Raw genomic sequence first — 22,389 nt, 5'->3', positions numbered from 1 at the left:
GAATCAATAGTGAGAGGTTTAATTTGTAATTTTGTAATTATGAATTTTATTCAGGTAAAGACAAAAGTAGTATGGATGAATTTGAAGATTGTGTGTAAGCTTATCAAAAACGACCTCTGAAAAAAAAAATGCTAAAAAATGTCCAAAACGAAAACACTAAAATGTCTTTACTGAAATTTTAAAACAATTTACGATGAAACAATTCTTATTATTACTTCACGAAGACATTGAAAAACTAAACGAGTTATCCCCAAAAGATATGGAAGAATTGGCTAATGCTCATATGAATTGGGCTAACAAATTAGCCGAAGCAGGACATTTGATTTCTGGAGACGGACTGCACGAAAAAGGTATTCTCATTACAGGGAAAGATTGTGTCGTTAAAGACGGTCCTTATTTGGAATCCAAAGAAATTATTGGTGATTATTACTTATTGCAAGCAGACGATTTAGAAACGATTGTAGAATTAGCTAAAGAATGTCCTACGCACCTTTATGGTGGAACTACCGAAATCCGTCCAATAATGGAAATGGAAGATTATGAGCAGTAATTTACCTCCCACAGAAGAGACAAATTACAGAGCAATATATGGAAAGCTATTTTCGGGATTATTAAACCAATTTGGCACGGATTACGTTTCTGAAATTGAGGATGCTATTCAAAATTCATTTTTGAAATCCTTAAAAATTTGGAAGGAAAAGGACGTTCCAAATAATAAAGAAAACTGGCTTTTCATTGTGGCTCGTAATGACGTATTTAACCAAATTAAAAGACAAAAAGAAAACAATAATTTTTCGGTAGAACAGATTGAAGATACTTCGTCAATCAGCAATGAAACGGATTTACGGCTTCAAACGATTATCTTCATTTCTACTTTGCAAAGTGTTTCACATCAAGCCAAAATACTTTTTGCTCTAAAGAATGTTTTTGGTTTAAGCATCACTGAAATAAGCGACAGTACTTTAATCAATCAGGAAGCAATTTACAAAAGCATAAACCGGACAAAGAAAAATATTCAGCTTGAGTTTAAAGGTAATGAAATTGACCTAAACTCAATTACAGCTAATCAACAAGCCATCTCCATTGCAGAAGAAATCTTTTATGCTGTTTTCAATATAGGTTTCGATTCTTTTAGTGAAAAGACGGAAAATATTATGAATGAAGATTTATGCTTGGAAGCATTTGCTTTGACAAAACTTTTGTTCAACCAATATCAATCCGACTCAACGAGCGACTTAATGGCTCTTTTTTGCTTTCATATTGCAAGAATTCCTGCTAAAATTGACAACGGTAAGCTCATTTCTTTTTTCAATCAAAATCGTGCAAAATGGAATAAAGAATTGCTCAATTTAGGGTTTCATTATCTCAAGAAACCGAAAAAAGTAAGCAAGTTTTATCTGGAAGCGGTCATCATTAGCAAGTATATGTCCATAAGTAAATTAACTCAAAACGATTGGATTGACATTGTAAAATTATACGAAATGATGCAAAAAGTTTCGCAATCGCCTATTGTAAAACTGAACTATTGTTTTTGTTTGAGCAAGATTGGTAAAACGGAAAACGCTTTGGCAATTCTTTCAGAAATCGAAAAAGAATTGCCAAACGAACACATTTATTTTTCTTTGGTAAAAGCTAGAATTCTTAAAGAAATCAATCCTAAAGAATCCGATGATTTATTCATTTCGGTTATGAATACGATGAACCAAAAAATCAGAAAAGAATACTTATTAGAAAACTAACTAATCCGATTATAAAATGAAAACAATATTGAAATTTTCAGTTATTACGTTTATTGCCTTTGCTTTTACAATGTGCAATACCAAACAAAGTGAAAACACGGAAACAAAGAATAAAAAAGTAGAAAATTTTGATTGGTTGTTAGGCAAATGGCAACGGACAAATGAAGAAAAAGACAAAACTACTTTTGAAAATTGGAAGAAAATCAATGATTCGGAATACAGTGGAATTGGATTTACCATTCAAAACAATGACACGATAAGCCAAGAGATAATGAAAATTGTTGAAACCGATGGAAAGTGGGATTTATTTGTTAAAACCCCCGAAGAAAAAGATTTTATAAAATTTGAAATGTCGGAAATAAAAGAAGACAAATTTGAATTCAAAAACGACACGTCGGATTTCCCAAAATTGATAAAATATTGGAAAAACGGAGACAAAATAAATGCTTTAGTTTCTGGAGACAGTTTAGAAATACCGTTTGAATTTAGACATATAGAATAAGTATTAAACTGAACGTTATAGCGGTTGTTATTTATTTAAGATTTGTAACATCCTGCCGACCTCAATATCCATTCTCGAAAAGGCAAACCATTTCTTGCCCAGATCTTTGAGAGATGCTCCAATATGGTAAAGCTCCGTACCGTCAATAATCAAAAATCGATCGTGAGTATCGGAGAAAATCTCGATTTCAATTGAAGAATATTGGCTGTTGTATCGTTGCAGATCCAATCTTAACTGATTGCTGATATTTTTGGTGTAGATGGTTGCAGTAACATCATTATTCCGTTTACCCAACAAAGTAAGCACTGTATCGTCCACATAATTATCCAGAAGAATAATGGAGGCTTTTGCATTTTGGATAATATCGGAAACAAAGGCATAAGCATCAAATACCTGCCCGTTGTAGAAAATCCCTTTTTCGCTATGGAGCTTATCACTTTCCAGAGCCTTAAAAATTTCTTCAAATTTTCGGTCGGCTTCTAATTGCTTTAACTCAATTTTATCCAAACGATGAAACATAGAAGCGTTACTGATAAGCATTCTCCGCATTTCTACAAAGGCTTCCATAATTTCAACACTGACTTTAACCGCAATATCTGAACGGAGTATGGCAGAAGCCATTGCGACCCCTTGTTCAGTAAAAACATAGGGTAAATATCGTCTTCCGCCGTAGCTTAAACTTGAGGTTCCAATTTGGAACCTCAAGTTTTCAATTTCCTCTTCGGTCAGTTGAAAGCAGAAAGAAGCAGGAAACCTGTCTATATTTCTTTTTACGGCTTTGTTGAGGTTTTTTGTTTCCACCTGGTATAAGGAAGCGAGGTCGCTATCCAGCATCACTTGCTTGCCACGTATGGAATAAATCAGATTTCTGATTTCCATTGTGCTAATCGTAGGCTTATTTTCCATTACTTTTTGTAGCTTTTATTTTTATCAAACTCAAAAGAGGTTGTACAATCCTCTTTTAATACGATATACGCATCGAATTTCTTTCCTGCCTTACTTTTCATCCCTTTAATAAGTGAAGTTTTCTTTTTATTGACAAGATTTTCAATATCAGCTATGCCGATTTGTACGCCACACACATTGCGGAACTGCACCCAATTACAAACCTCATCAGGACACTTCACGATTTTATCACGGATAATGAGTTGCTGGCTTTTGCATTTCGGGCAAGCCAATTTAGGCAGGTTGTTTTGGGCAATGGAAGTTTGCAACAATTCATTGGTAATAGATGTAGCATAAGTTTCCATTTCCTTTTGAAATGCTCCTGCATCCACTTCGTTATTTTCGATTTTCTGCAAAACAAGTTCCCATTCGGCGGTCATTGCCACGTCTGCAATTTTTCGGTCTTTAACTAACCCATATACCTGCAATCCCTTTTCGGTGGGGATTAAGGATTTCTTTTCCCTTTGGATGTAATTGCGGGTAAACAGGGTTTCGATGATTGAAGCTCTTGTAGCTGGAGTGCCAATGCCGATGTTTTGTAAAGCCTTGCGTTCATCTTCATTTTCGATTTCTTTTCCGGCACTTTCCATAGCCGACAAAAGTCCTGCTTCGGTATAAAGCCCTGGTGGTTTGGTTTTCTTTTCCAAAATGGAGGCTTCTTTTATTTTTAGTTCATCGCCTTTTTTTAGTTCGGGCAAATCCTGTACAGGTTCGGTATTATCATCTGAAAAACTACCTTTGATGGAACGCCAGCCTGCTTCTATAACCTTACAACCCTTTGCCATAAAATCATAATGCAACGCTTGTAAACCTACATCAGTTATCTCCTTGATACAGGCTTGTGAAAGGGCTTCGAGCAATCGAAAGGCAATCATATCATAGACAGAGTTTTCCTTTGCGTTCAAGGCTGACGGGATTTTATCAGTAATCAATAATCCGTGATGATCGGTTACACGCAGGTCGTTTACGATGCGTTTATTGAACCGTCCCCATTTCAGTTTAGCTACGGCTTGCTTGCAGGGTTCTCTGTCCTGCAAAGCCCTTACGAGGTGGGGAATTTCTGCCCACATATCTTCGGGAATATATTTGCTCCCGGTACGTGGGTAAGTGATAAACTTCTTTTCGTAGAGGCTTTGGGCAATATTGAGTGTTTCTTCGGCAGAAAGGTTGAGTTTTTTATTAGCTTCTTTTTGTAGTCCTGTAAGGTCAAACAGCAAAGGTGGTTGCTCCGTTACGCTTTTAGTTTCTACTGATGTAACTGTTGCCGTTTCAGTTCGCTGAATGGATTTCAGTGTATCATCGGCAAGTTTTTGGTCTTCCCATTTGGTTTTGGAAAGACTTTTAAAATCTATCAACTCTTTATTGTGCGATAGCTGTATCTGCCAATATTTCTTTATTGAGAAATTCTTGTTTTCCAGATAGCGTTTGCATATCAAAGCCAATGTAGGCGTTTGCACTCTTCCGAGTGAATAGATGCCATTGCCTGCCGCTATGCTCAATGCCTGTGTAGCATTGATGCCCACGAGCCAATCGGCACGGCTTCTGCCTTGTGCCGATTGGTATAATCCGTCAAATTCTTTTCCGTCTTTTAGATTGTCAAAGCCTTGTTTAATGGCTTTTTCGGTAAGCGAGCTTATCCAAAGGCGTTCAAAGGGCTTATTACATTTGAGATATTCGTAGATATAGCGAAATATCAATTCGCCCTCACGACCTGCATCGGTGGCTACAACAATGCTGTTGCTACGGTTAAAAAGTTGTTCGATGACTTTCAGTTGCTTTAATGCACCTGTATCGGCGGTATAACCTTTGTCTTTTTTAACCTTTCGGACGGTCAATAAAAATGGCTTGGGCAAGTATCGGCAAAGCTGTTTTGTCAAATCCCGAAATCCCGTAATCTTCGGGCATTCCCAATCCTATTAAATGACCGAATGCCCACGTAACAAAATAGCCGTTACCTGTCAGGTAGCCGTCCTTTTTATCGGATGCTCCCACAAGTCCGGCTATTTCTCTTGCTACGCTTGGTTTTTCTGCAATGATTGTTTTCATACTTGATTACCTTTTTACGCCTTTGGATTTTGCAGGAGCTTTCGGCTTTTCCTGTTGTTCCTGCTGTTGTTTGTTTTTCGGTCTTTGTTGCCCCGACTTCAAAGGCTCATTGATGTTTTTAGTTGCTTCGTTGGTCTTGCCCTCCGAATTGACGGCAGTTTGCGTTTTATGGGCTTCGGTGGGTTTTACCCTTTCTTTATATTGATTAGGAAACTCAAAGCCTGTTTTTCCTGTATCTTTGTTGAAAGTGATATAGCCATTGTACGTTTGTCCTTTCTTATCAACCAGCCCTGCCATATAAACCGTTTGTCCGGCTTTGAAATCCTTATGTTGCTCATCGGTCAGTTCTTTGCCTCTGAATGTTTTTGGAGCTTCCTGTGGCTGGTTTTGCTGATTGTTTTGTTGGTTGTTTTGTTGGTTGTTTTGGTTTTGACCGTTGTTTTGGCTTTGTCTGTTGGAATTATTGCGATCAAAAAGGAATTCCACATAACGCTTATCAGCATTGAACTGTACTGTTGCCGAGAACTCCGTTCCTTTCGTGGAAATCATACCGTCTAACTTTAGCGGTTTACCCTCCATTAAAGTTTGCTTTTGCTCATCATTCAGTTTTACGCCTTTAATTTCATCGGGAATTTTTATGAAATCCGTCCGTAAGGCTATCACATCATTGGTTAGTCGGTCTATGCTGATAATGGACGGCATCAGTTCGCCCGTTTTGGAATTGGTCAGGTTTACCACACGCCCCATATTACCTGTTTCGAGCAGGTTCTTTTTGTCCTCATCGGTAAACTTGTGTCCGAAAAACTCAAAATGCAGGTTTGGTTCTTTTTTGATACCGTGTATTGCTACGATAACATTTCCATCTTCGGCTTGCTGTAAAGACAATCGGGCATCTGTGCGAAGAACAGAACCTCCGAAATTAACGCCTATCGGCAAAAGTTCATTGGTTTTATAACCTCGTAACAAAGGGTCAAGCAGGTTTCTTTTTTCAAGGTATTCCTTGCTTAATCCGAGGTTTTTCATTGTGTCCCAATCAATCTGATCCGGCTTGTAGCGGTACTCGCTGGCTTCCGGTGTTGTTTGTGTTGTTGCCATATTATTTTGATTTTCTTGTTTCTTATCCTGTTGTGGTTCTTTTTTTACTTCGTGTTCTTTCATCACTTTTTCGCCTTCGGGAGTTGGTTTATCTACTTGCTTTTGCATTTCCTGTGCTTTTTCAATTGCAACAGGTGCAGGCACTTTGAAGAATGAAAAATTGGTAGGGTTCTTTAACTGGCTGAAAAAATTAGAGAAGAAGTTGGAAAAGAAATCGCCGCTTTTATCCACACGCATAAACTGGTTTTGGTTTTTCTTTGTTGGTTCAACGGTCTCCATTTTCCCGTTCTCGTCAATACTCTTTACGGCTTGGATTTTCATTTTTTCTTTATCCAGCACCAACAATATGTCTGATAACTGTTCGGGCATTTCCTGTTTGTTTGTGGTTTCTTCGCTCATATTCTGAAAATTTTAAAGTTCATAGCCGAATGTAAAATAAGCATTGGCAGTATTGCCCGAAGTGGCACTTAAAGGCAGTCTTTGTCTTTCATTGGCGTTCATTTTGAGGGTGGGTTAAAGCTCTCTCTAATGAACTGATGTACATCAGATAGCTTGTAATACAATTTTCCGCTTATGGTATAATAGGGTAGCTTCCCGATGGAGCGATACCGTTGCAGTGAACGATTACTGATTTTTAGCATTTGTAGCAAATCCTGGTTATCGAGCAATTCCTCACCATCTATACTATTGCGCTTCTTTTGCAGTTCACTTATATTGTCGCCCAGCATATCAAGGCGACCCATCAAGCGTTCCATCCACGCCAAAAATTCCATTCTATCAATATTCATAGGAATATACTTTAAGGGTTCATACCTATTTTTTGTCTGTCTTTAGCTTTCTGCCTTTTTCGATATAGCTTTTGCCTTTTGCCATAAGCTCCTGCACAAATTCATCACTGCTCTGTATGGCATTGGCATTGAGCATATCCTTAATTGTACCTATGGTGTAGAAATATTGACCGTAGATTTTTGAATAAGCAATCTCGCCTTTGGTGCGCATACGCCACAAAGTCTTTTCGCTGATGTGCAGGTATTGGCATACCTCGTGGTTATTGAGCCACAGGTCATCATAGTTGGTGTCGTCCAATCTTTTCAGATAATCGGCAATGGCATTAATACGGCTGTTTAGCTGTTGCCACACTTCTTCTTCAATGGTTATTATTTTCATTGCACAGCTTTTTAAAGTTCACTATGCAAAGTTGTTAAAGGTGGCAGCGTTTGTCTGCCAAGCCTTGCCAATTGGTTTGGCGGTTTTTTGAAAATTTTTACAATTAGGGAAAACCCTTGTTTATTAAGGGTTTGGAGGCATTAGGGATATTTTGTAATGCAGTTTTGCCGACATTTGCCAATTGGCAGATATGGGCAAAGAAAAAGCAGTACATTTTGTGTACTGCTCTGAACATACCGTTTTAATGTAGCTAAAGGTCTTTATCCATATATTCTTCGAGGGATATTTTGAGCTGGTCTAAAAATGCCGTCCGAGAACCTGCCCTTGTCTTCATTCGGTGGAAAGAGTGATGTATGTCGTTTAAGGGAGTTCGGAATAGCACTTGAAAAATCAATGCTAATTTTCGGATGCCGATTTTTCCGTGTGCAATGGAATTTGAAGCATAAAGAGCGTATATCAGTTCGATAAGTGCATTTTGAGAATTTGTCCACGAAATATCCTTGTTTGCATCTCCATTCAATAAAATTGTATTAGGATTGTCTTCGGGGTTAATTTTAGTAAGCATATAAGTATAAAGTAATTCATTCGCTATAATATGGGCTATTTTGTTATCATAATATGTAGAAAAACTAAGGTCAATTTCAAATACGCCACTCTTTAATCCATCGTGGTAATTGACTTGTCCGAGCCTGAAATAACTATGGTCACGGTCTATCCTGCCAGTCCGATAGTACCTGTAAAAATCCTCATTGCAAATGCTTTCTTTGTATTCTGATTTGAGGGTTTTTAATAGGTTCTCATAATAGCTTTGATGTATTTTGCCATTGCTCACAGGGCAGGTAGTTTCGATGCGGAAGACTTTGTTATAGTAAATGAGCTTTCCTAAGATTTGTGGCTTAATGTTCTTGAAAAAGTCAATTTCTTGCTGCTCATTTGTAAACCCATCCTGCAAAACTTTTGCTTTTATGGTACACAGCATTTCCTTCAAGAACAAGGTCATTTGGTAAGCCTCTTCCGTAGTTTGCATCATTTGAGAAGAAAGTTTATCTTCCTGATGCCGAATTTGCGTCAATAATTTACTCAACACGATTTCCATAGCATAGTCTTTTAGAGTTTCTCACTATTTGTTTCGGAGTTGCAACTGTTGTTGATATGCCAAAATTTGGGAATAAACTTGAAAAAAATCTCACAGGTTCCCCACAGTGTGGGAATTTTTTTCAAAGATTTTTATATTAGCACTAATGAAAAAGAGTAAAGCACCAATGTACTTTACCCTTTATTTTTTTATATTTGCAGTATTGATTTACGAGGTAAACGAATGAAAACAAGTGCAATAAGCACCATTACTAAATCGTTACCGATAGAGTGTCCCTCTCTTGTAAACTACTATTTATTAGTCACTTTGGACAATACTAATTTTTTTTATGAAAAAAAGAACCTCAAATTATATTGGGTTCTTTATTTTATTTTAACAATCAGCCATATTTACAGCAATTGCCAAACCACCTTCAGATGTTTCTTTGTATTTATTATTCATATCTTTAGCAGTTTGCCACATGGTATTTACCACTTTATCTAACGGAACTTTAGCATTTTTAGGGTCGGTATCTAAAGCCAACTCCGCAGCGTTTATGGCTTTAATAGCTCCCATCGTATTACGTTCGATACACGGAATTTGTACCAAACCACCAATTGGGTCACAAGTTAATCCTAAATGATGTTCCATAGCAATTTCGGCAGCCATTAAAACTTGTTCTGGCGTTCCGCCCATCACTTCGCAAAGTGCCGCAGCAGCCATTGCAGATGATACACCAATTTCTGCCTGGCAACCACCCATGGCTGCAGAAATAGTTGCTCCTTTTTTAAAGATACTTCCAATTTCGCCTGCAACCATTAAAAATTGTTTGATTTCTTTCTCGGAAGCTTTGTGGTTTTCAATAACCATATAATACATTAAAACAGCCGGAATTACTCCAGAACTTCCGTTGGTCGGAGCCGTAACTACACGACCTAAAGCGGCATTTACTTCGTTAACAGCTAAGGCGAAACAGCTAACCCATTTTAAAATCTGACGGAAATATACTTTGGTTTTACGAATGGTTTGCAACCATTCCTGCGGATTTGAATACGGTAAATCACCTTTTAACTTTTGGTGCATATCAAATGCGCGACGTCTTACGTTTAAACCTCCAGGTAAAGTTCCTTCGGTGTGGCAACCAATGTACATACATTCTAACATCGTATTCCAAACGCGAAGTAATTCGTGGTGTATTTCTTCTTCTGTACGTAACGATTTTTCGTTTTCGTAAACAATTTCCGAAATCGATTTATTTTCTTGAATACAAAATTCTAGCAATTCAGTTGCTTTGTCAATCGGAAATGGGAAGGTAGCTTTGATTTCGTCATTTTCTTTGTTCTCTGAAGTTTCTTCTTTAACAACAAATCCTCCACCAATCGAATAAAAAGTCGATTCAAAAATTTCTTTTTCTAAATATGCAGTGAATTTTAATCCGTTAGCGTGAAACGGAAGAAAATCTTTATTAAAAATAATATCGTTACTTGGGTTGAACGGAATACCTTTCAATCCAGCTAAAATCAAAGTATTTGTAGTTTTAATGGTATCGATAATTCCGCTAATGTCATCTACAGGTACATATTCTGGGTCGGCACCACTTAAACCTAACATAACTGCCAAATCTGTGGCATGACCGATTCCTGTTAAAGATAATGAACCATATAAGTCAATAGTAACTTTGGTTACATCATTAAATAATTCGGCATCTTTCAATTCTTTCAGAAATTGTTCGGCTGCGCGCCAAGGTCCTAATGTGTGTGAACTTGAAGGTCCAACACCAATTTTCAACATGTCGAAAACAGAAATACATTCCATATTTAATAATCTAGGTATAAAAAAACGAAGATAATTAAATATTCATCACTTACAATACATCAAAATTTAATTTTCACTTTTTTTGACTGACATTTTGTGTAAGGGTTAAAATGCCATTTTACTATATTTTTATTAATTAATCTGTCAGTTTGACATTTTAAATTTTAGATATTTTATTCTTTTCTGACATTTGATGTAGTTTTTTCAAATGGCACAATCATTGACTATTACCAAGCGTGATTGATTCACAGAAATAAATTAATTAGTAACAAAATATAACATATATAAAGATGAGTAAAATAATTGGAATTGACTTAGGTACAACGAATTCATGTGTTTCTGTAATGGAAGGAAATGAGCCAGTAGTTATCCCTAATGCAGAAGGAAAAAGAACAACTCCATCTGTGATTGCATTCGTAGAAGGTGGAGAAATCAAAGTTGGAGATCCAGCAAAACGTCAGGCGGTTACAAATCCAACTAAAACTATCGCTTCTATAAAACGTTTTATGGGAGAAAAATATACTGAGGTTGTAAACGAAATTAAAAACGTACCTTATACAGTAGTTAAAGGTGATAATGACACACCACGTGTTGATATCGATGGACGTTTATATACAGCTCAGGAATTATCTGCAATGACGCTTCAAAAAATGAAAAAAACAGCTGAAGATTATTTAGGTCAATCAGTTACAGAAGCAGTTATTACAGTACCAGCATACTTTAATGATGCACAACGTCAAGCTACAAAAGAAGCTGGAGAAATTGCAGGTTTAAAAGTTCGTCGTATCATTAACGAGCCTACAGCTGCTGCTTTAGCTTACGGTTTAGATAAAATGGGTAAAGACCAAAAAATTGCTGTTTACGATTTAGGTGGAGGTACTTTTGATATCTCAATCTTAGAATTAGGAGACGGAGTTTTTGAAGTATTATCTACAAACGGAGATACACACTTAGGTGGAGACGATTTTGACCAAGTGATTATCGATTGGTTAGCAAATGAATTTAATGCTGCTGAAGGTGTTGATTTACGTAAAGACCCAATGGCTTTACAACGTTTGAAAGAAGCTGCTGAAAAAGCTAAGATTGAATTATCTTCTTCTACTCAAACAGAAATCAATTTACCATACGTTACAGCTACAGCTTCAGGACCTAAACACTTAGTACAAACTTTAACTCGTGCTAAATTTGAGCAATTAGCAGACGATTTAGTAAGACGTTCAATGTTACCATGTGAGAAAGCTTTAAAAGATGCAGGTTTATCTAAATCTGATATCGATGAGGTAATCTTAGTTGGAGGTTCAACTCGTATTCCTGTAATTCAAGATAAAGTTGAACAATTCTTTGGTAAAAAACCATCTAAAGGAGTTAACCCAGATGAGGTTGTTGCTATTGGAGCTGCAATTCAAGGTGGAGTTTTAACAGGTGATGTAAAAGACGTATTGTTATTAGATGTTACACCACTTTCTTTAGGTATCGAAACAATGGGAGGTGTATTCACTAAATTAATCGAGTCGAATACTACAATTCCTACAAAAAAATCGCAAGTATTCTCTACAGCAGTAGATAATCAACCATCAGTTGAAATTCACGTGTTACAAGGTGAGCGTCCGATGGCTAACGATAACAAAACAATTGGTCGTTTCCACTTAGACGGTTTACCACCAGCACAAAGAGGAATTCCTCAAATCGAAGTAACTTTTGATATTGATGCTAATGGTATCATCAAAGTTTCTGCTACAGATAAAGGAACAGGTAAAACACACGATATTCGTATCGAAGCTTCTTCTGGATTAACTCAAGAAGAAATCGAAAGAATGAGACAAGAAGCTGCTGCAAATGCTGAAGCAGATCAAAAAGCTAAAGAAACTGCTGAGAAAATTAACGAAGCAGACGGAATGATTTTCCAAACAGAAAAGCAATTGGCTGAGTACGGAGATAAATTATCTGCAGCTAATAAATCAAATATCGAAGCAGCCTTAGAAGAATTGAAAAAAGCATTTGAATCTAAAGATATCGCTACAATTCAACCAGCTTTAGATAAAATCAACGAAGCTTGGAAAGCAGCTTCTGAAGAAATGTATAAAGCACAAGATCAAGCAGGAGCACAACAAGCTCAACCAAATCAAGGTGGAGAAGCAGGTGATGCAACGCAAGATGTAGAATACGAAGAAGTAAAATAATTGGTGATTAATATCACTTAATAACAGGTGTTAAACCGCTGTAAATTAAATATTTACAGCGGTTTTTCTTTTTTATCTCATTTTGAATTTGTGTTATTTTAATCGTTTTTTATCATATATTTGTACCATATTTGTACCGGAACATAAAAGGAGATGAAAAGGCTCTTATGTATACTTATGATACCTTAATTGATAAAAAAGGGGGATGAAACTAATAAATAAACAATGTATCGTTTGTAACGAACAATTTGCACCTAAAAGAATAGCTTCTGTTTATTGCTCTGAAAAATGCAGTAAAAAAGGGTATAAATTGAAGATGGCTAAACTTAAAAAAGAGGAAAAGTTCAAAAAAACATTAAATGATATACCAGATAATCGGTTATTTATTTCTGTTTCAGAAGCAACAGTGCTTTTTGGTATTGCTAAAACAACTATTTATCGTCTCATTCGTCAAGGAAAAATTCCAGCTATTAATTTGGGAACTCGACTTGTAAGAATTGATCGTAAGATTATGGAAGATATGTTTCCTACTAGCCAGTTTCGAAACGAGGTTGAACAAAAACCAAAGAAAAAATTGTATAGTCTTGAAAAAGAAGATTGTTATTCTATTGGTGAAATAGCAAAAAAATTTCAACTCTCTGAAAGTACTGTTTACAAGCATATCAGGCAGTATTCAATCCCAACAAGACAAATTGGTAAATTTGTATATGCTCCAAAAATAGAAATTGAGAATTTGTATAACGGAAATAATTTTAGATGAGACAATTATCAAATACGAAAGTAACTGTACGGCTTCGAAAAGCAGAAGACCGTAAAGAATGGTATGTTTACATAGAGAGTTATCCAGTCCACGATCCTGGTAAAAAAACTCCTCAAAGAATCCGTGAATATTTGAATCGGGTAGTGACTACCGTTGAATGGGATAAAAATAAAATTACTCGTATTGACTCAAATGGTACAAAAAACTATAAACCTAAACGCAATGATAACGGAATTATAGTTTGTAAAAGTGAGAGTGACCGCGAAATCATGTTGTATGCTGATGGAATTCGAAAACTTCGTCAAAAAGAATATGATAATATTGATTTGTATAGTAAAAACGAAAATTTATTGGTCGAGCAAAAAGAAAGAGGACAAGAAAATTTTATCACTTACATAAGTAAAGCAGCTTCGAAAAGACACTCGGGTAGTTCAAAATCTATTCAAATCAATTGGGAGAGAACGAAAGAATTTTTAAAAAGCTACGTTGGAGATACGCTAATGTTTTCTCAAATAGATAATAGAACGGCTGAAGATTTTAAACGCTTTTTATTATCGGCTCCCTACGCTGGAAACAGAAAGGGTACCATTTCTCAAAATACAGCCTCGACTTATTTCTCTATTTTTAAAGCTGCATTGAAACAAGCTTATATTGATGGATATTTAACTGTTGATATTGCTTCAAAAGTCAAAGGTATTCCTGAGCAAGATTCAAGACGAGAATATTTGACCATGGAAGAGTTGAATATATTAGCAGAAACCCCTTGCGAAAAAGAAGTGTTAAAAAGAGCGGCACTTTTCTCAGCACTTACAGGTCTAAGACATTCTGATATTCAGAAACTCCGTTGGAAAGAAATCAGTATAGAAGATGGTTCTGTTAAATTACATTTTACACAGAAAAAAACAGGGAGTGTAGAGTATATGCCTATTTCTCAGCAGGCTTTTCAACTTTGTGGAGAGCCACGACTTCCTGAACAACTCATTTTTGAAGATTTAACAGATCCTTCTTGGATATCACGACCTCTTAAAAAATGGATTGAAGCTGCAAATATTAAGAAAAATATAACGTTTCATTGCTTCCGACATACTTTTGCAACACTGCAATTGTCAAACGGAACAGATATTTATACCGTTAGTAAAATGTTGGGACATACCAACGTTAAGACGACTCAAATATACGCAAAAGTGGTAGATGAGAAGAAAAACAAAGCATCAGAAGCAATCCAATTAGAATCACTAAAAATCAAACCGCAATGAAAATAAAATACTTTGAATATATTGTGATGTACCTGTCGGTTTTTTTGGTTTGTGTTTTGATTGGTATAGCTGGAAGATTGATTTTAATAGAAAAAGGTGCTGATGCGTACACTGCTAACGTGTTCTTTTGGATTTCTATCGGTTTTGGAATTTTGTTATTTGCAATTTTAAGTTTATTTCTGAATGAATTAGTTGTTCGTTTATTAAAATTCTTGTTTAAAAATAAAGCAACTGAATCAGCTACAGATCAAATTTCAGAAGAGGGTAATCTAAAATTAACAGATGAAAAGCGCGATGTAGTTGTTGAACCCGAATTTGTAAAAGAGAATATTCCAGATATTAATATTAAAAATATTAGAAAACAACAGCAAAATCTTATCATAAATCAAAAGCAGAATAAAATTGAAACCGTTACTCGCTACGTACATGAGCAATTTGCTTTATATACTTCAGATGAAGATTTGATGCAACTGTGTAACAACGTAACAATATATGTTGAACAGCTAGATTTTGAAAACTTAAAGCCCATTATAGTTAAAGATTTATCAACGCTTGATTTGTACCATTTTGGTTGGAATATCTGGAATTATTTTAAAGTAAGTAAACAAGATAAAGTTGCAGAATTTTTAAAAATAACTTTTTCAGAATCATTGAAAGATGTTGAAGTTAATAGTATCAAAACGCATCTCAAAGACGATGATCAAAAAGGTATTATTAAGATCAATGATGATCTTTCGTGTTTCTAATTAATAAGGATTAGAAAAAACAGTGTTTTTTAAGTGTTTTTGTTGTGGCGTCGTACACAGCGAAAACACTTTTTTTATTTGCACCATAACAATTAAAAATGATAGTTATGGATGAAAATGAAATCTCTTTTGAAAATCTACCTAAAGCAGTAGCACACCTAGCTAATGAAATTGCTGAAATTAAATCTATTGTTCAGAATACGCAACGACCTCAATCTAAAGAAAAACGAGTTCCAATCGGTATAGAAGAAGCAAGCCAGATAATTGGAAAAGCAAAGCCAACGATTTACACGCTTGTTAGACAAAGAAAAATTCCTTGTTACAAGAATGGGAAAAAACTGTATTTTTTTGAAGATGAACTTCTAGATTGGATTTCTAAAGGAAGAAAGAAAACCGTACAAGAAATCGAACTAGAGTCATTTAAATATAATCATAACCGAAAAAAATAATAGGGTTATGAAAGAAGATGACAACTTATATAAGCCAGATACACCATCAAAAACCATTTACGACAAAGCGATAAATTATCTTAATAAGAAGTATAACATTAGATTAAATACGATCGCTTTAGAATTAGAAATTCAGTTGAAAGAAAACAACAAGAATTGGACAGTTTTAAACATCAATTCATTGCTTATAGAATTGGCTCAATCTGGAATTGAAATCAATATGAATAAGTTGGAAATTTTGGTAAGAAGCCATTTAATCAATCAGTATAATCCTATTTGTGAATATTTTGAAAATTTAGATAAATGGGACGGTAAAGATTATATCCTTCAGCTTAGCTCATACCTTCGAACAAATGACGATGAAGCATTTCATTATCATTTTGAAAAATGGTTAACAAGAGCGGTTTTGTGTTCCTTAACCAAAGGGTACGTCAATAAACAATCTTTGGTATTGGCTTCTCATCAAAACTCTGGTAAATCTTCATTTCTTCGGTTTTTAATTCCACCAAAATTAGAGAATTATTACACCGAAAATATTTCGATAGATAAAGATGGTATCATTTCTATTTGTAAGAATTTGATTTGTAATCTCGATGAGTTGGCGGTTTTATCAAAATCTGATGTAAATACATTAAAATCGTTCATTTCAAAAAGCAGTGCAAATATTAGATTGCCTTATGCACGTAAAGCTGAGTTTTTGGAAAGAATTTGCTCATTTGTTGGTTCTACCAACCGTACCGACTTTCTTACAGATGAAACAGGAAGTATTCGTTGGTTGATTTTTGAAGTATATTCTTTTGATTTTAAATATTCTAAAGAAATAGATATTGATAAAATTTGGGCACAAGCTTATTATAATGCGTTTGTTAGAAAAAATTATAATCCCGAATTAACTGCTAAAGATATCTCCGAGAATGAAAAACGAAATGAGAAATATGCTCAAGTTTCTATGGAACAAGAACTTATTTCGGCTCATTTCGAAAAATCTGAAAATATCGAAGAATTTCTAACTCCAACCGATATTATGCTTACCATAAACAATGAATTAGGATTACGACTGAATAATATAAAAATTGGTAAGGCACTCACCAGTTTAAAATATCAAAGGATAAAACATTCCAAACTTCAGGTGTATGGATATCTCATCAAAAGAAAAATTACAGAAAAGTAATTTACCTAGTTACCTATAATCCTTTAATGTTTATTAATCAATGGATTAGTAAGGTAATTAAATAGTTCAATAGTTACCTATTTACCTAAAATAGTAAAATTAGGGTAAGTAGGTAAGTATAGGTAATTCCTACTATTTGCTTTTTAAATATTGAAAATAAGTAAATAGGTAATTAGGTAAGGAAAAATAAAAAAAGGATACCAACAATTAAACATTAACCAAATGAACTGTAAACAATTTAATACAATTCCGTTGGAAGAAGTCCTTCAAAAACTCGGACACCTTCCAACTAAACAAAATGAGAAAGAAGCTTGGTTTCTTAATCCTTTCGGAACAGAAACACAAGCCTCTTTCAAACTTGATAAAAAATTAAATCTCTGGTATCTTTTTTCTGAGGGTATTGGCGGAAATAATACCGATTTTATGTTGAAATATTCAAACACTTCATTAAAGGAAGTTTTGGAATGGGCACAGAAACAAAATTTTTCTTCTTTTCAACCGCAGATTAATATGCAGTTAAGAAATGCAATACCAAATTATCAGATCAAAAAAGTGATTGAACTTCAAAACGAAAATCTCAAAAATTATTTATTTGAAAGAGGGTTGTCTTCTACAGTATATCCTTTTATAAAAGAAATACATTTTGCGATTAATGATAAAAATCTGTATGCTATCGGTTTTGAAAATATTTCTAAAGGTTGGGAATTAAGAAATACTTTTTACAAAGGTTCCCTTCAGAAAAAAGATATTTCTATAATTAATTTTAATCCAATAGATGATAACAAAAAAGTTGTGGTATTTGAAGGTTTTATAGACGCACTATCATTTATAGAAATGCAGAAGATCTATAAAGGAGATTTGCTAGTTATGAATTCAATTGCGCTTTTAGATAAAACTAAAACTCATTTAAAAAACTATTCAGAAATCAACTTGTTTTTAGATAACGATCGAGCTGGACTAAATTGTAAAAACACAATTTTAAAATCTTTTCCTAATGCCAAAGATTATTCTAATCTATATAAAAATCATAAGGATTTAAATGAATATTTAATGGAGAAAATAAAGAAAAGGAATGAACTCCATTTTCGAAAAGAACCAGAAAAACCACCCCAAAAAATACGTGATTTTAAACGTAGAAGATAAACTATTGCTATTTGTGAATATTACGAAATATTAAAATTTTCAGTGTTTTACCACCTGCTAAGAGAAGACCAAATTGAATTTCTATTCAAGAAATTATCAATTAAAGAATATAAGCTTATAAACACGTTTCGTAAGAGCAAGGGGCTGAAATGTATATACAAATCGTTTCACTAATTGCATATCCTATTTCCGACCCTTGTCCTGCGGAGCGAAAAATCTTCACGCTTCGCTAATTTTTTAAAACTTTAGAAATGAATAAAAAAGAGATTACAAGAGATCAAATGATTGTGATTAGAGTCACTGCTTTAGAAAAGAAACAGATTCAAAAAAATGCAGAAAAGTATGGTTTAAGTATTTCCGACTTAGCCCGTCAATTTTTATTAAAAGGGCACGCATGGGCAAAGTCAACTAACGAAATTTCGGAATTTGTTTTAAACCGAAAAACTTTGATTGGGTTGGCAAACAATCTAAATCAATTAACTAGATATGCACATCAAAAAAAAGAGCTTCCAATTATCATGGAGCTATTACAAAAAATCAATAAAACATTCGATCCATGATTGCATTCTCAAATACAGGAACAGGATTTAAAGGTGCAATTTCTTATGTTCTAAAAGAACATGAAAAAGATTTGCCGTTGCAGCAAAAGCCAATTTTAATCGAACAAAATAACGTTTGGGGAACATCGACTGAAATGGCAAAGCAAATGCGTTTTATCGCTGATTCCAATGCTAAAAGCTCAAGACCAGTTCTCCATATTGCTTTTAGTTTTCATAAAGATGAAAATTTAGGAATAGATAAAAGCTTAAAAGCAATGCATCTTGCGTTACAAGAAATTAAGTTTGATCGAGAAAAGAATCAATACCTTTTGGTAAAACATAACGATACGGATGTTGAACATTATCACTGGATCATTAATAAAGTGGATATTGAATCTAAAAATTTAGATACCAGTTATATCAAAAATCGATTGCAAGTTGCTTGCGATAAAGTTGAAAAACAACTGAATCTTCGTTACACACCTGGAAGAACGATTATTTACGATTCGGAATCTGAAAAAGGATATCGTTTTACTAAAAAAGAAATGCCTAAAAATAAAGTTTTTTTAGACAAAGCATCTAATATTTCAGATACAAAGCAGTTTGTTTATGATGAATTGATACATGTTTTATCATATTTAAAAACGGTTGAAAAGTTAGAACCCGAACTTTCAAAAAAAGGAATTGAATGTAAAACGACTTTCAATATAAACGGATTAAGTGGGGTTTCATTTCGATACAATCAACAAGCATACAAAGGAAGTCAGATTGGCATCAAGGCAAAAGATATTATAAAAGCCATAAAAGATAACCAGATTTTAGAGCTAAAAAAACATATTACTTCATTAAATGCCTTTTACAAGAATATTCAAAATGCTTTAAAAGCAATTGTAAACGATTATGAAAACGGTAAACCTACTCCTGATTTTAAGCTGTATTTCCAAAAAAATGAGATTAAATTAGAAGATGAAAATTTGTTTTACAAAGGCTACCGTATTTCAAATAAGCCATTAATACAGTTTAGAAAAAGTGCAGAAACCTATGTTTTTGGGGCAATCAAAGATTTTGAATTCAAAACACATCAATACAATGATTTAATACAGCAAGAACCTGAAAAAGTTCCGCTACTTTTTGGAAGAGAAAAAATTCTAGCTGACAACAAGAAGCTATTAAAAGAACAACAAGCCGCTATTAAACCTAAGTTGAAAATAAAAATAAACCGTTCAAGTATTCCAGATTATGGAAAGGTATTCATTAAAACTATTCAAGAACATAAAGATAAACTTAGTGTTTTAAGTGCAACTGAAAATAAGATTATAAAGACTTTTACAGTTGATAATTCAAATACGCTAATAGAAAATAAACAAAAAGTAACAAGAAGGCTTTAATATTTATTATTTTGAAAGAATATTAAATTCAAATTGTATTTTTATATAAGTTTTAGGCGTGATTTTACAGGTAGATGTCACATAAAAAATAATTTGACGTAATGTTTCTATAAATTTATAAAATCAACAAGGTGTTCACATGAATTCTATTAAATTAAATTTAACTATCAATTTATAATTTCTTGTAAAATAAAGTGTATATTCGCTTAATAATTTCAAAAAAGACGTTTATTATGCTTCTATATTTTACAGTAAAAAATTTTAAAACATTCAAAGAAAAAGCATCTTTAAGTCTTGTTGCATCAAACTATGATAAGGTTACTCGTGAGTCGGATAACATTTATAACGATAAGAATGTTAACTTAAGACTACTTAAAAGTGCTGTTGTTTATGGTGCAAATGCAAGTGGAAAAAGTAAGTTTTTTGAAGCTTTGGGTTTTATGAAATATTTTGTTATATCGAGTTCAAAAGATAGTCAGAAAGGTGATGAAATTGATGTGGAACCTTTCAAATTAAGTAGTGAAACTGAAAACTCACCATCTGAATTTGAAGTTGTTTTCACACATAACAATGTAATGTTTCGATATGGATTTGAAGTTGATAAAACTAACGTTATTTCTGAATGGCTTTATTACAAACCCAAAACTAAAGAGATTGAACTTTTTTATAGAGATGGTGACAACTTTGAAACACATACTAGAAATTTCACAAAAGGTAAAGCAGTAATTAAAGAAGGGTTGGTTAGAGATAATGCTTTATTATTATCTGTTGCAGCACAATTTAATGATCTAATTTCAAATGAAGTGATTGATTGGTTTAAAAAACTAAAGACTATCTCAGGTCTTAATGAATCCGGTTATAGAGGGTTTACGTTAAGTAGAGCTGATGATCCAAATCAAAAAGCAAATATTTTGAATTTATTAAAAGCTGCAGATTTAGGAATTCAAGATATTAAACTTGAAAAAATTGATATAGAAGACCTTCCTAAAGACATGCCAAAAGAATTAAAGGAAAGAATAATTAAAGAGGTAAAAGATGAAAAAAGAGAATTCCTTTCAGATATTCTAACATTGCACAAAAAATTTGACGCGAATAAAAAGGAAATTGATATTATTAACTTTTCATTAGATGATGATGAATCATCAGGTACAAGAAAGTTTTTTGCACTAACAGGACCTATTTTGGATGTTATTGAAAATGGGTATACTCTAATTGTTGACGAATTAGACTCAAAGCTTCACCCTAATTTAGTCTGCAAAATTGTTTCAATATTTAATTCTAAAGAATTAAATAAAAAAAATGCACAATTAATTTTCAACACTCACGATACTAATTTATTAAGTTCTGGTCTTTTTAGACGTGATCAAATTTGGTTCACTGATAAAAATAAGTTTGGAGAGGCTAAGCTATATTCTTTAGCTGATTTTAAATCAGATGAAGTAAGAAAGTCAGAATCATTTGAAGAAAATTATATTAAAGGGAAGTACGGTGCAGTTCCTTTTTTAGGTCTTTTTGATAATCTTAATAATATCTTGCCAGAGTATGAGAATGAAAGATAAAAGAGCCGAACAAAATGCAGACAAGATAAGGCATAAAGAGCTGTTAAAAGCTAATAGAAGAAAAGGGATAAGCTTTGAAAGACCAGAACCTGTTCTATCTGAAAAACCAACCATATTAATCGTTTGTGAAGGTAAAAATACAGAACCATCTTATTTTACACAATTTAGGTTGTCTTCAGCTACAATTAAACCAGTGGGAGAAGGTTATAATACTATTTCTCTTGTAAATAGAGCAAAGCAAATTGCAGATGATGGCAAATATGAACAAGTTTGGTGCGTTTTTGATAAAGATGATTTTAGTAATACGGATTTTGATAATGCTATTATTCTTGCAGAAAGTTATGGTTTTGGTGTTGCTTATTCGAACCAAGCTTTTGAATACTGGTTAATACTACATTTTAATGATCATCAAGGTGGAGGTATGAACAGAAACCTTTATAATGATAAACTTAATCAGTTAATAAAACCATACAAACTAAAATATGACGGATTAAAAAGTAAAATAATAACAGAGGATTTTTTTGAAATATTAGATGGTATAGATGAGAAAACAGGAAAAGAAAGAAAATTACTTGCTATAGAACGAGCTAAACGGAATTATAATTCTTTTAATCATCTTAATCCCTCAATTGAGGAATCAACTACTACAGTTTTTAAATTAGTTTCTGAATTATTAAAGTACTTATGACGAAAATCATTCTATCAGAATACTAAACAAGAGAGTTTAATTATCAAAACTCTCTTGTTTAGTAAGTTTAGGATTAAGACTAATAATGTATAACTATAACAGGATTTAATTAAAAATAGGTATAGT

20 protein-coding genes and 1 pseudogene are annotated in these 22,389 nt (G+C 33.7%); 14 read left to right on the top strand and 7 right to left on the bottom strand.

Going from position 1 to position 22,389, the window contains the following annotated elements; genetic code table 11:
* Window positions 1-193: 193 nt before the first annotated feature.
* Genes HW119_RS01060 through HW119_RS01050 form a run of 3 tightly spaced genes read left to right on the top strand, consistent with a single transcriptional unit; the run spans window position 194 to window position 2,241 of the window.
* On the top strand, window positions 194-550 hold the full coding sequence (locus tag HW119_RS01060; RefSeq protein ID WP_177760897.1) for a YciI family protein: 357 nt from the start codon (window positions 194-196) through the stop codon (window positions 548-550).
* Window positions 540-1,739: a DUF6596 domain-containing protein gene (locus tag HW119_RS01055; protein ID WP_177760896.1), complete on the top strand. Its 1,200-nt coding sequence runs from the start codon at window positions 540-542 to the stop codon at window positions 1,737-1,739. Before HW119_RS01060 ends, HW119_RS01055 begins: the two co-directional genes overlap by 11 nt.
* Window positions 1,740-1,755: 16 nt before the next feature.
* Window positions 1,756-2,241, top strand: coding sequence for a DUF6265 family protein (locus tag HW119_RS01050; RefSeq protein ID WP_236901578.1), 486 nt, complete (start codon window positions 1,756-1,758; stop codon window positions 2,239-2,241).
* A 27-nt stretch (window positions 2,242-2,268) separates the two neighbouring features.
* Here HW119_RS01050 and HW119_RS01045 read toward each other — a convergent pair whose 3' ends face one another.
* The 7 genes and pseudogenes from HW119_RS01045 to HW119_RS01015 all read right to left on the bottom strand — a co-directional run bounded on the left by HW119_RS01045 (window position 2,269) and on the right by HW119_RS01015 (window position 10,384).
* Window positions 2,269-3,147: an ORF6N domain-containing protein gene (locus HW119_RS01045; protein WP_177760895.1), complete on the bottom strand. Its 879-nt coding sequence runs from the start codon at window positions 3,145-3,147 to the stop codon at window positions 2,269-2,271.
* Window positions 3,147-5,232: pseudogene (locus tag HW119_RS01040) on the bottom strand (DNA topoisomerase 3). The gene HW119_RS01045 and the pseudogene HW119_RS01040 overlap by 1 nt, the downstream one beginning before the upstream one ends.
* Window positions 5,233-5,238: 6 nt before the next feature.
* Window positions 5,239-6,726 (bottom strand): DUF3945 domain-containing protein, encoded by a 1,488-nt coding sequence (locus tag HW119_RS01035; RefSeq protein ID WP_159156500.1) that lies wholly within the window; start codon window positions 6,724-6,726, stop codon window positions 5,239-5,241.
* A gap of 98 nt (window positions 6,727-6,824) precedes the next feature.
* The gene (locus HW119_RS01030; RefSeq protein WP_159156501.1) at window positions 6,825-7,115 is read right to left on the bottom strand and encodes a helix-turn-helix domain-containing protein; all 291 of its coding nucleotides are present in this window, start codon (window positions 7,113-7,115) and stop codon (window positions 6,825-6,827) included.
* A gap of 25 nt (window positions 7,116-7,140) precedes the next feature.
* Entirely contained in the window at window positions 7,141-7,494 is a 354-nt protein-coding gene (locus tag HW119_RS01025; RefSeq protein WP_159156502.1) for a helix-turn-helix domain-containing protein, read from the bottom strand.
* A 250-nt stretch (window positions 7,495-7,744) separates the two neighbouring features.
* Window positions 7,745-8,590: an RteC domain-containing protein gene (locus HW119_RS01020; protein ID WP_159156503.1), complete on the bottom strand. Its 846-nt coding sequence runs from the start codon at window positions 8,588-8,590 to the stop codon at window positions 7,745-7,747.
* 372 nt (window positions 8,591-8,962) lie between these two features.
* Window positions 8,963-10,384 (bottom strand): L-serine ammonia-lyase, encoded by a 1,422-nt coding sequence (locus HW119_RS01015; RefSeq protein WP_177760894.1) that lies wholly within the window; start codon window positions 10,382-10,384, stop codon window positions 8,963-8,965.
* A 290-nt stretch (window positions 10,385-10,674) separates the two neighbouring features.
* Between HW119_RS01015 and dnaK the strand changes: the two genes are divergently transcribed.
* The 11 genes from dnaK to HW119_RS00960 all read left to right on the top strand — a co-directional run bounded on the left by dnaK (window position 10,675) and on the right by HW119_RS00960 (window position 22,263).
* Window positions 10,675-12,564: a molecular chaperone DnaK gene (gene dnaK, locus HW119_RS01010; protein WP_177760893.1), complete on the top strand. Its 1,890-nt coding sequence runs from the start codon at window positions 10,675-10,677 to the stop codon at window positions 12,562-12,564.
* Window positions 12,565-12,769: 205 nt separating this feature from the next.
* Window positions 12,770-13,324 (top strand): helix-turn-helix domain-containing protein, encoded by a 555-nt coding sequence (locus HW119_RS01005; RefSeq protein WP_177760892.1) that lies wholly within the window; start codon window positions 12,770-12,772, stop codon window positions 13,322-13,324.
* Window positions 13,321-14,580 carry a site-specific integrase gene (locus HW119_RS01000; protein ID WP_177760891.1) on the top strand — a complete coding sequence of 420 codons (1,260 nt, stop codon included), beginning with the start codon at window positions 13,321-13,323 and terminating at the stop codon, window positions 14,578-14,580. Before HW119_RS01005 ends, HW119_RS01000 begins: the two co-directional genes overlap by 4 nt.
* A complete protein-coding gene (locus HW119_RS00995) occupies window positions 14,577-15,326 on the top strand; it encodes a DUF2214 family protein (RefSeq protein ID WP_125020229.1) in 750 nt (249 codons plus the stop codon). The genes HW119_RS01000 and HW119_RS00995 overlap by 4 nt, the downstream gene beginning before the upstream one ends.
* A 107-nt stretch (window positions 15,327-15,433) precedes the next feature.
* Entirely contained in the window at window positions 15,434-15,775 is a 342-nt protein-coding gene (locus HW119_RS00990) for a helix-turn-helix domain-containing protein (protein ID WP_125020228.1), read from the top strand.
* A gap of 7 nt (window positions 15,776-15,782) precedes the next feature.
* Entirely contained in the window at window positions 15,783-16,946 is a 1,164-nt protein-coding gene (locus HW119_RS00985; RefSeq protein ID WP_177760890.1) for a VapE domain-containing protein, read from the top strand.
* A gap of 252 nt (window positions 16,947-17,198) precedes the next feature.
* Window positions 17,199-18,089 (top strand): toprim domain-containing protein, encoded by an 891-nt coding sequence (locus tag HW119_RS00980; RefSeq protein ID WP_177760889.1) that lies wholly within the window; start codon window positions 17,199-17,201, stop codon window positions 18,087-18,089.
* 251 nt (window positions 18,090-18,340) lie between these two features.
* Window positions 18,341-18,649, top strand: coding sequence for a plasmid mobilization protein (locus tag HW119_RS00975; protein WP_177760888.1), 309 nt, complete (start codon window positions 18,341-18,343; stop codon window positions 18,647-18,649).
* Window positions 18,646-20,016 (top strand): relaxase/mobilization nuclease domain-containing protein, encoded by a 1,371-nt coding sequence (locus HW119_RS00970; protein WP_177760887.1) that lies wholly within the window; start codon window positions 18,646-18,648, stop codon window positions 20,014-20,016. Before HW119_RS00975 ends, HW119_RS00970 begins: the two co-directional genes overlap by 4 nt.
* Before the next feature lie 233 nt (window positions 20,017-20,249).
* A complete protein-coding gene (locus HW119_RS00965; protein WP_177760886.1) occupies window positions 20,250-21,575 on the top strand; it encodes an AAA family ATPase in 1,326 nt (441 codons plus the stop codon).
* A complete protein-coding gene (locus tag HW119_RS00960; RefSeq protein WP_218620386.1) occupies window positions 21,565-22,263 on the top strand; it encodes an RloB family protein in 699 nt (232 codons plus the stop codon). The genes HW119_RS00965 and HW119_RS00960 overlap by 11 nt, the downstream gene beginning before the upstream one ends.
* The last annotated feature ends 126 nt before the right edge of the window (window positions 22,264-22,389 follow it).

Origin of the sequence: Flavobacterium sp. I3-2 (genome assembly GCF_013389595.1) — a bacterium.
Lineage (GTDB): Bacteria > Bacteroidota > Bacteroidia > Flavobacteriales > Flavobacteriaceae > Flavobacterium.
This window is presented reverse-complemented; position numbering and strand designations above follow the sequence as displayed.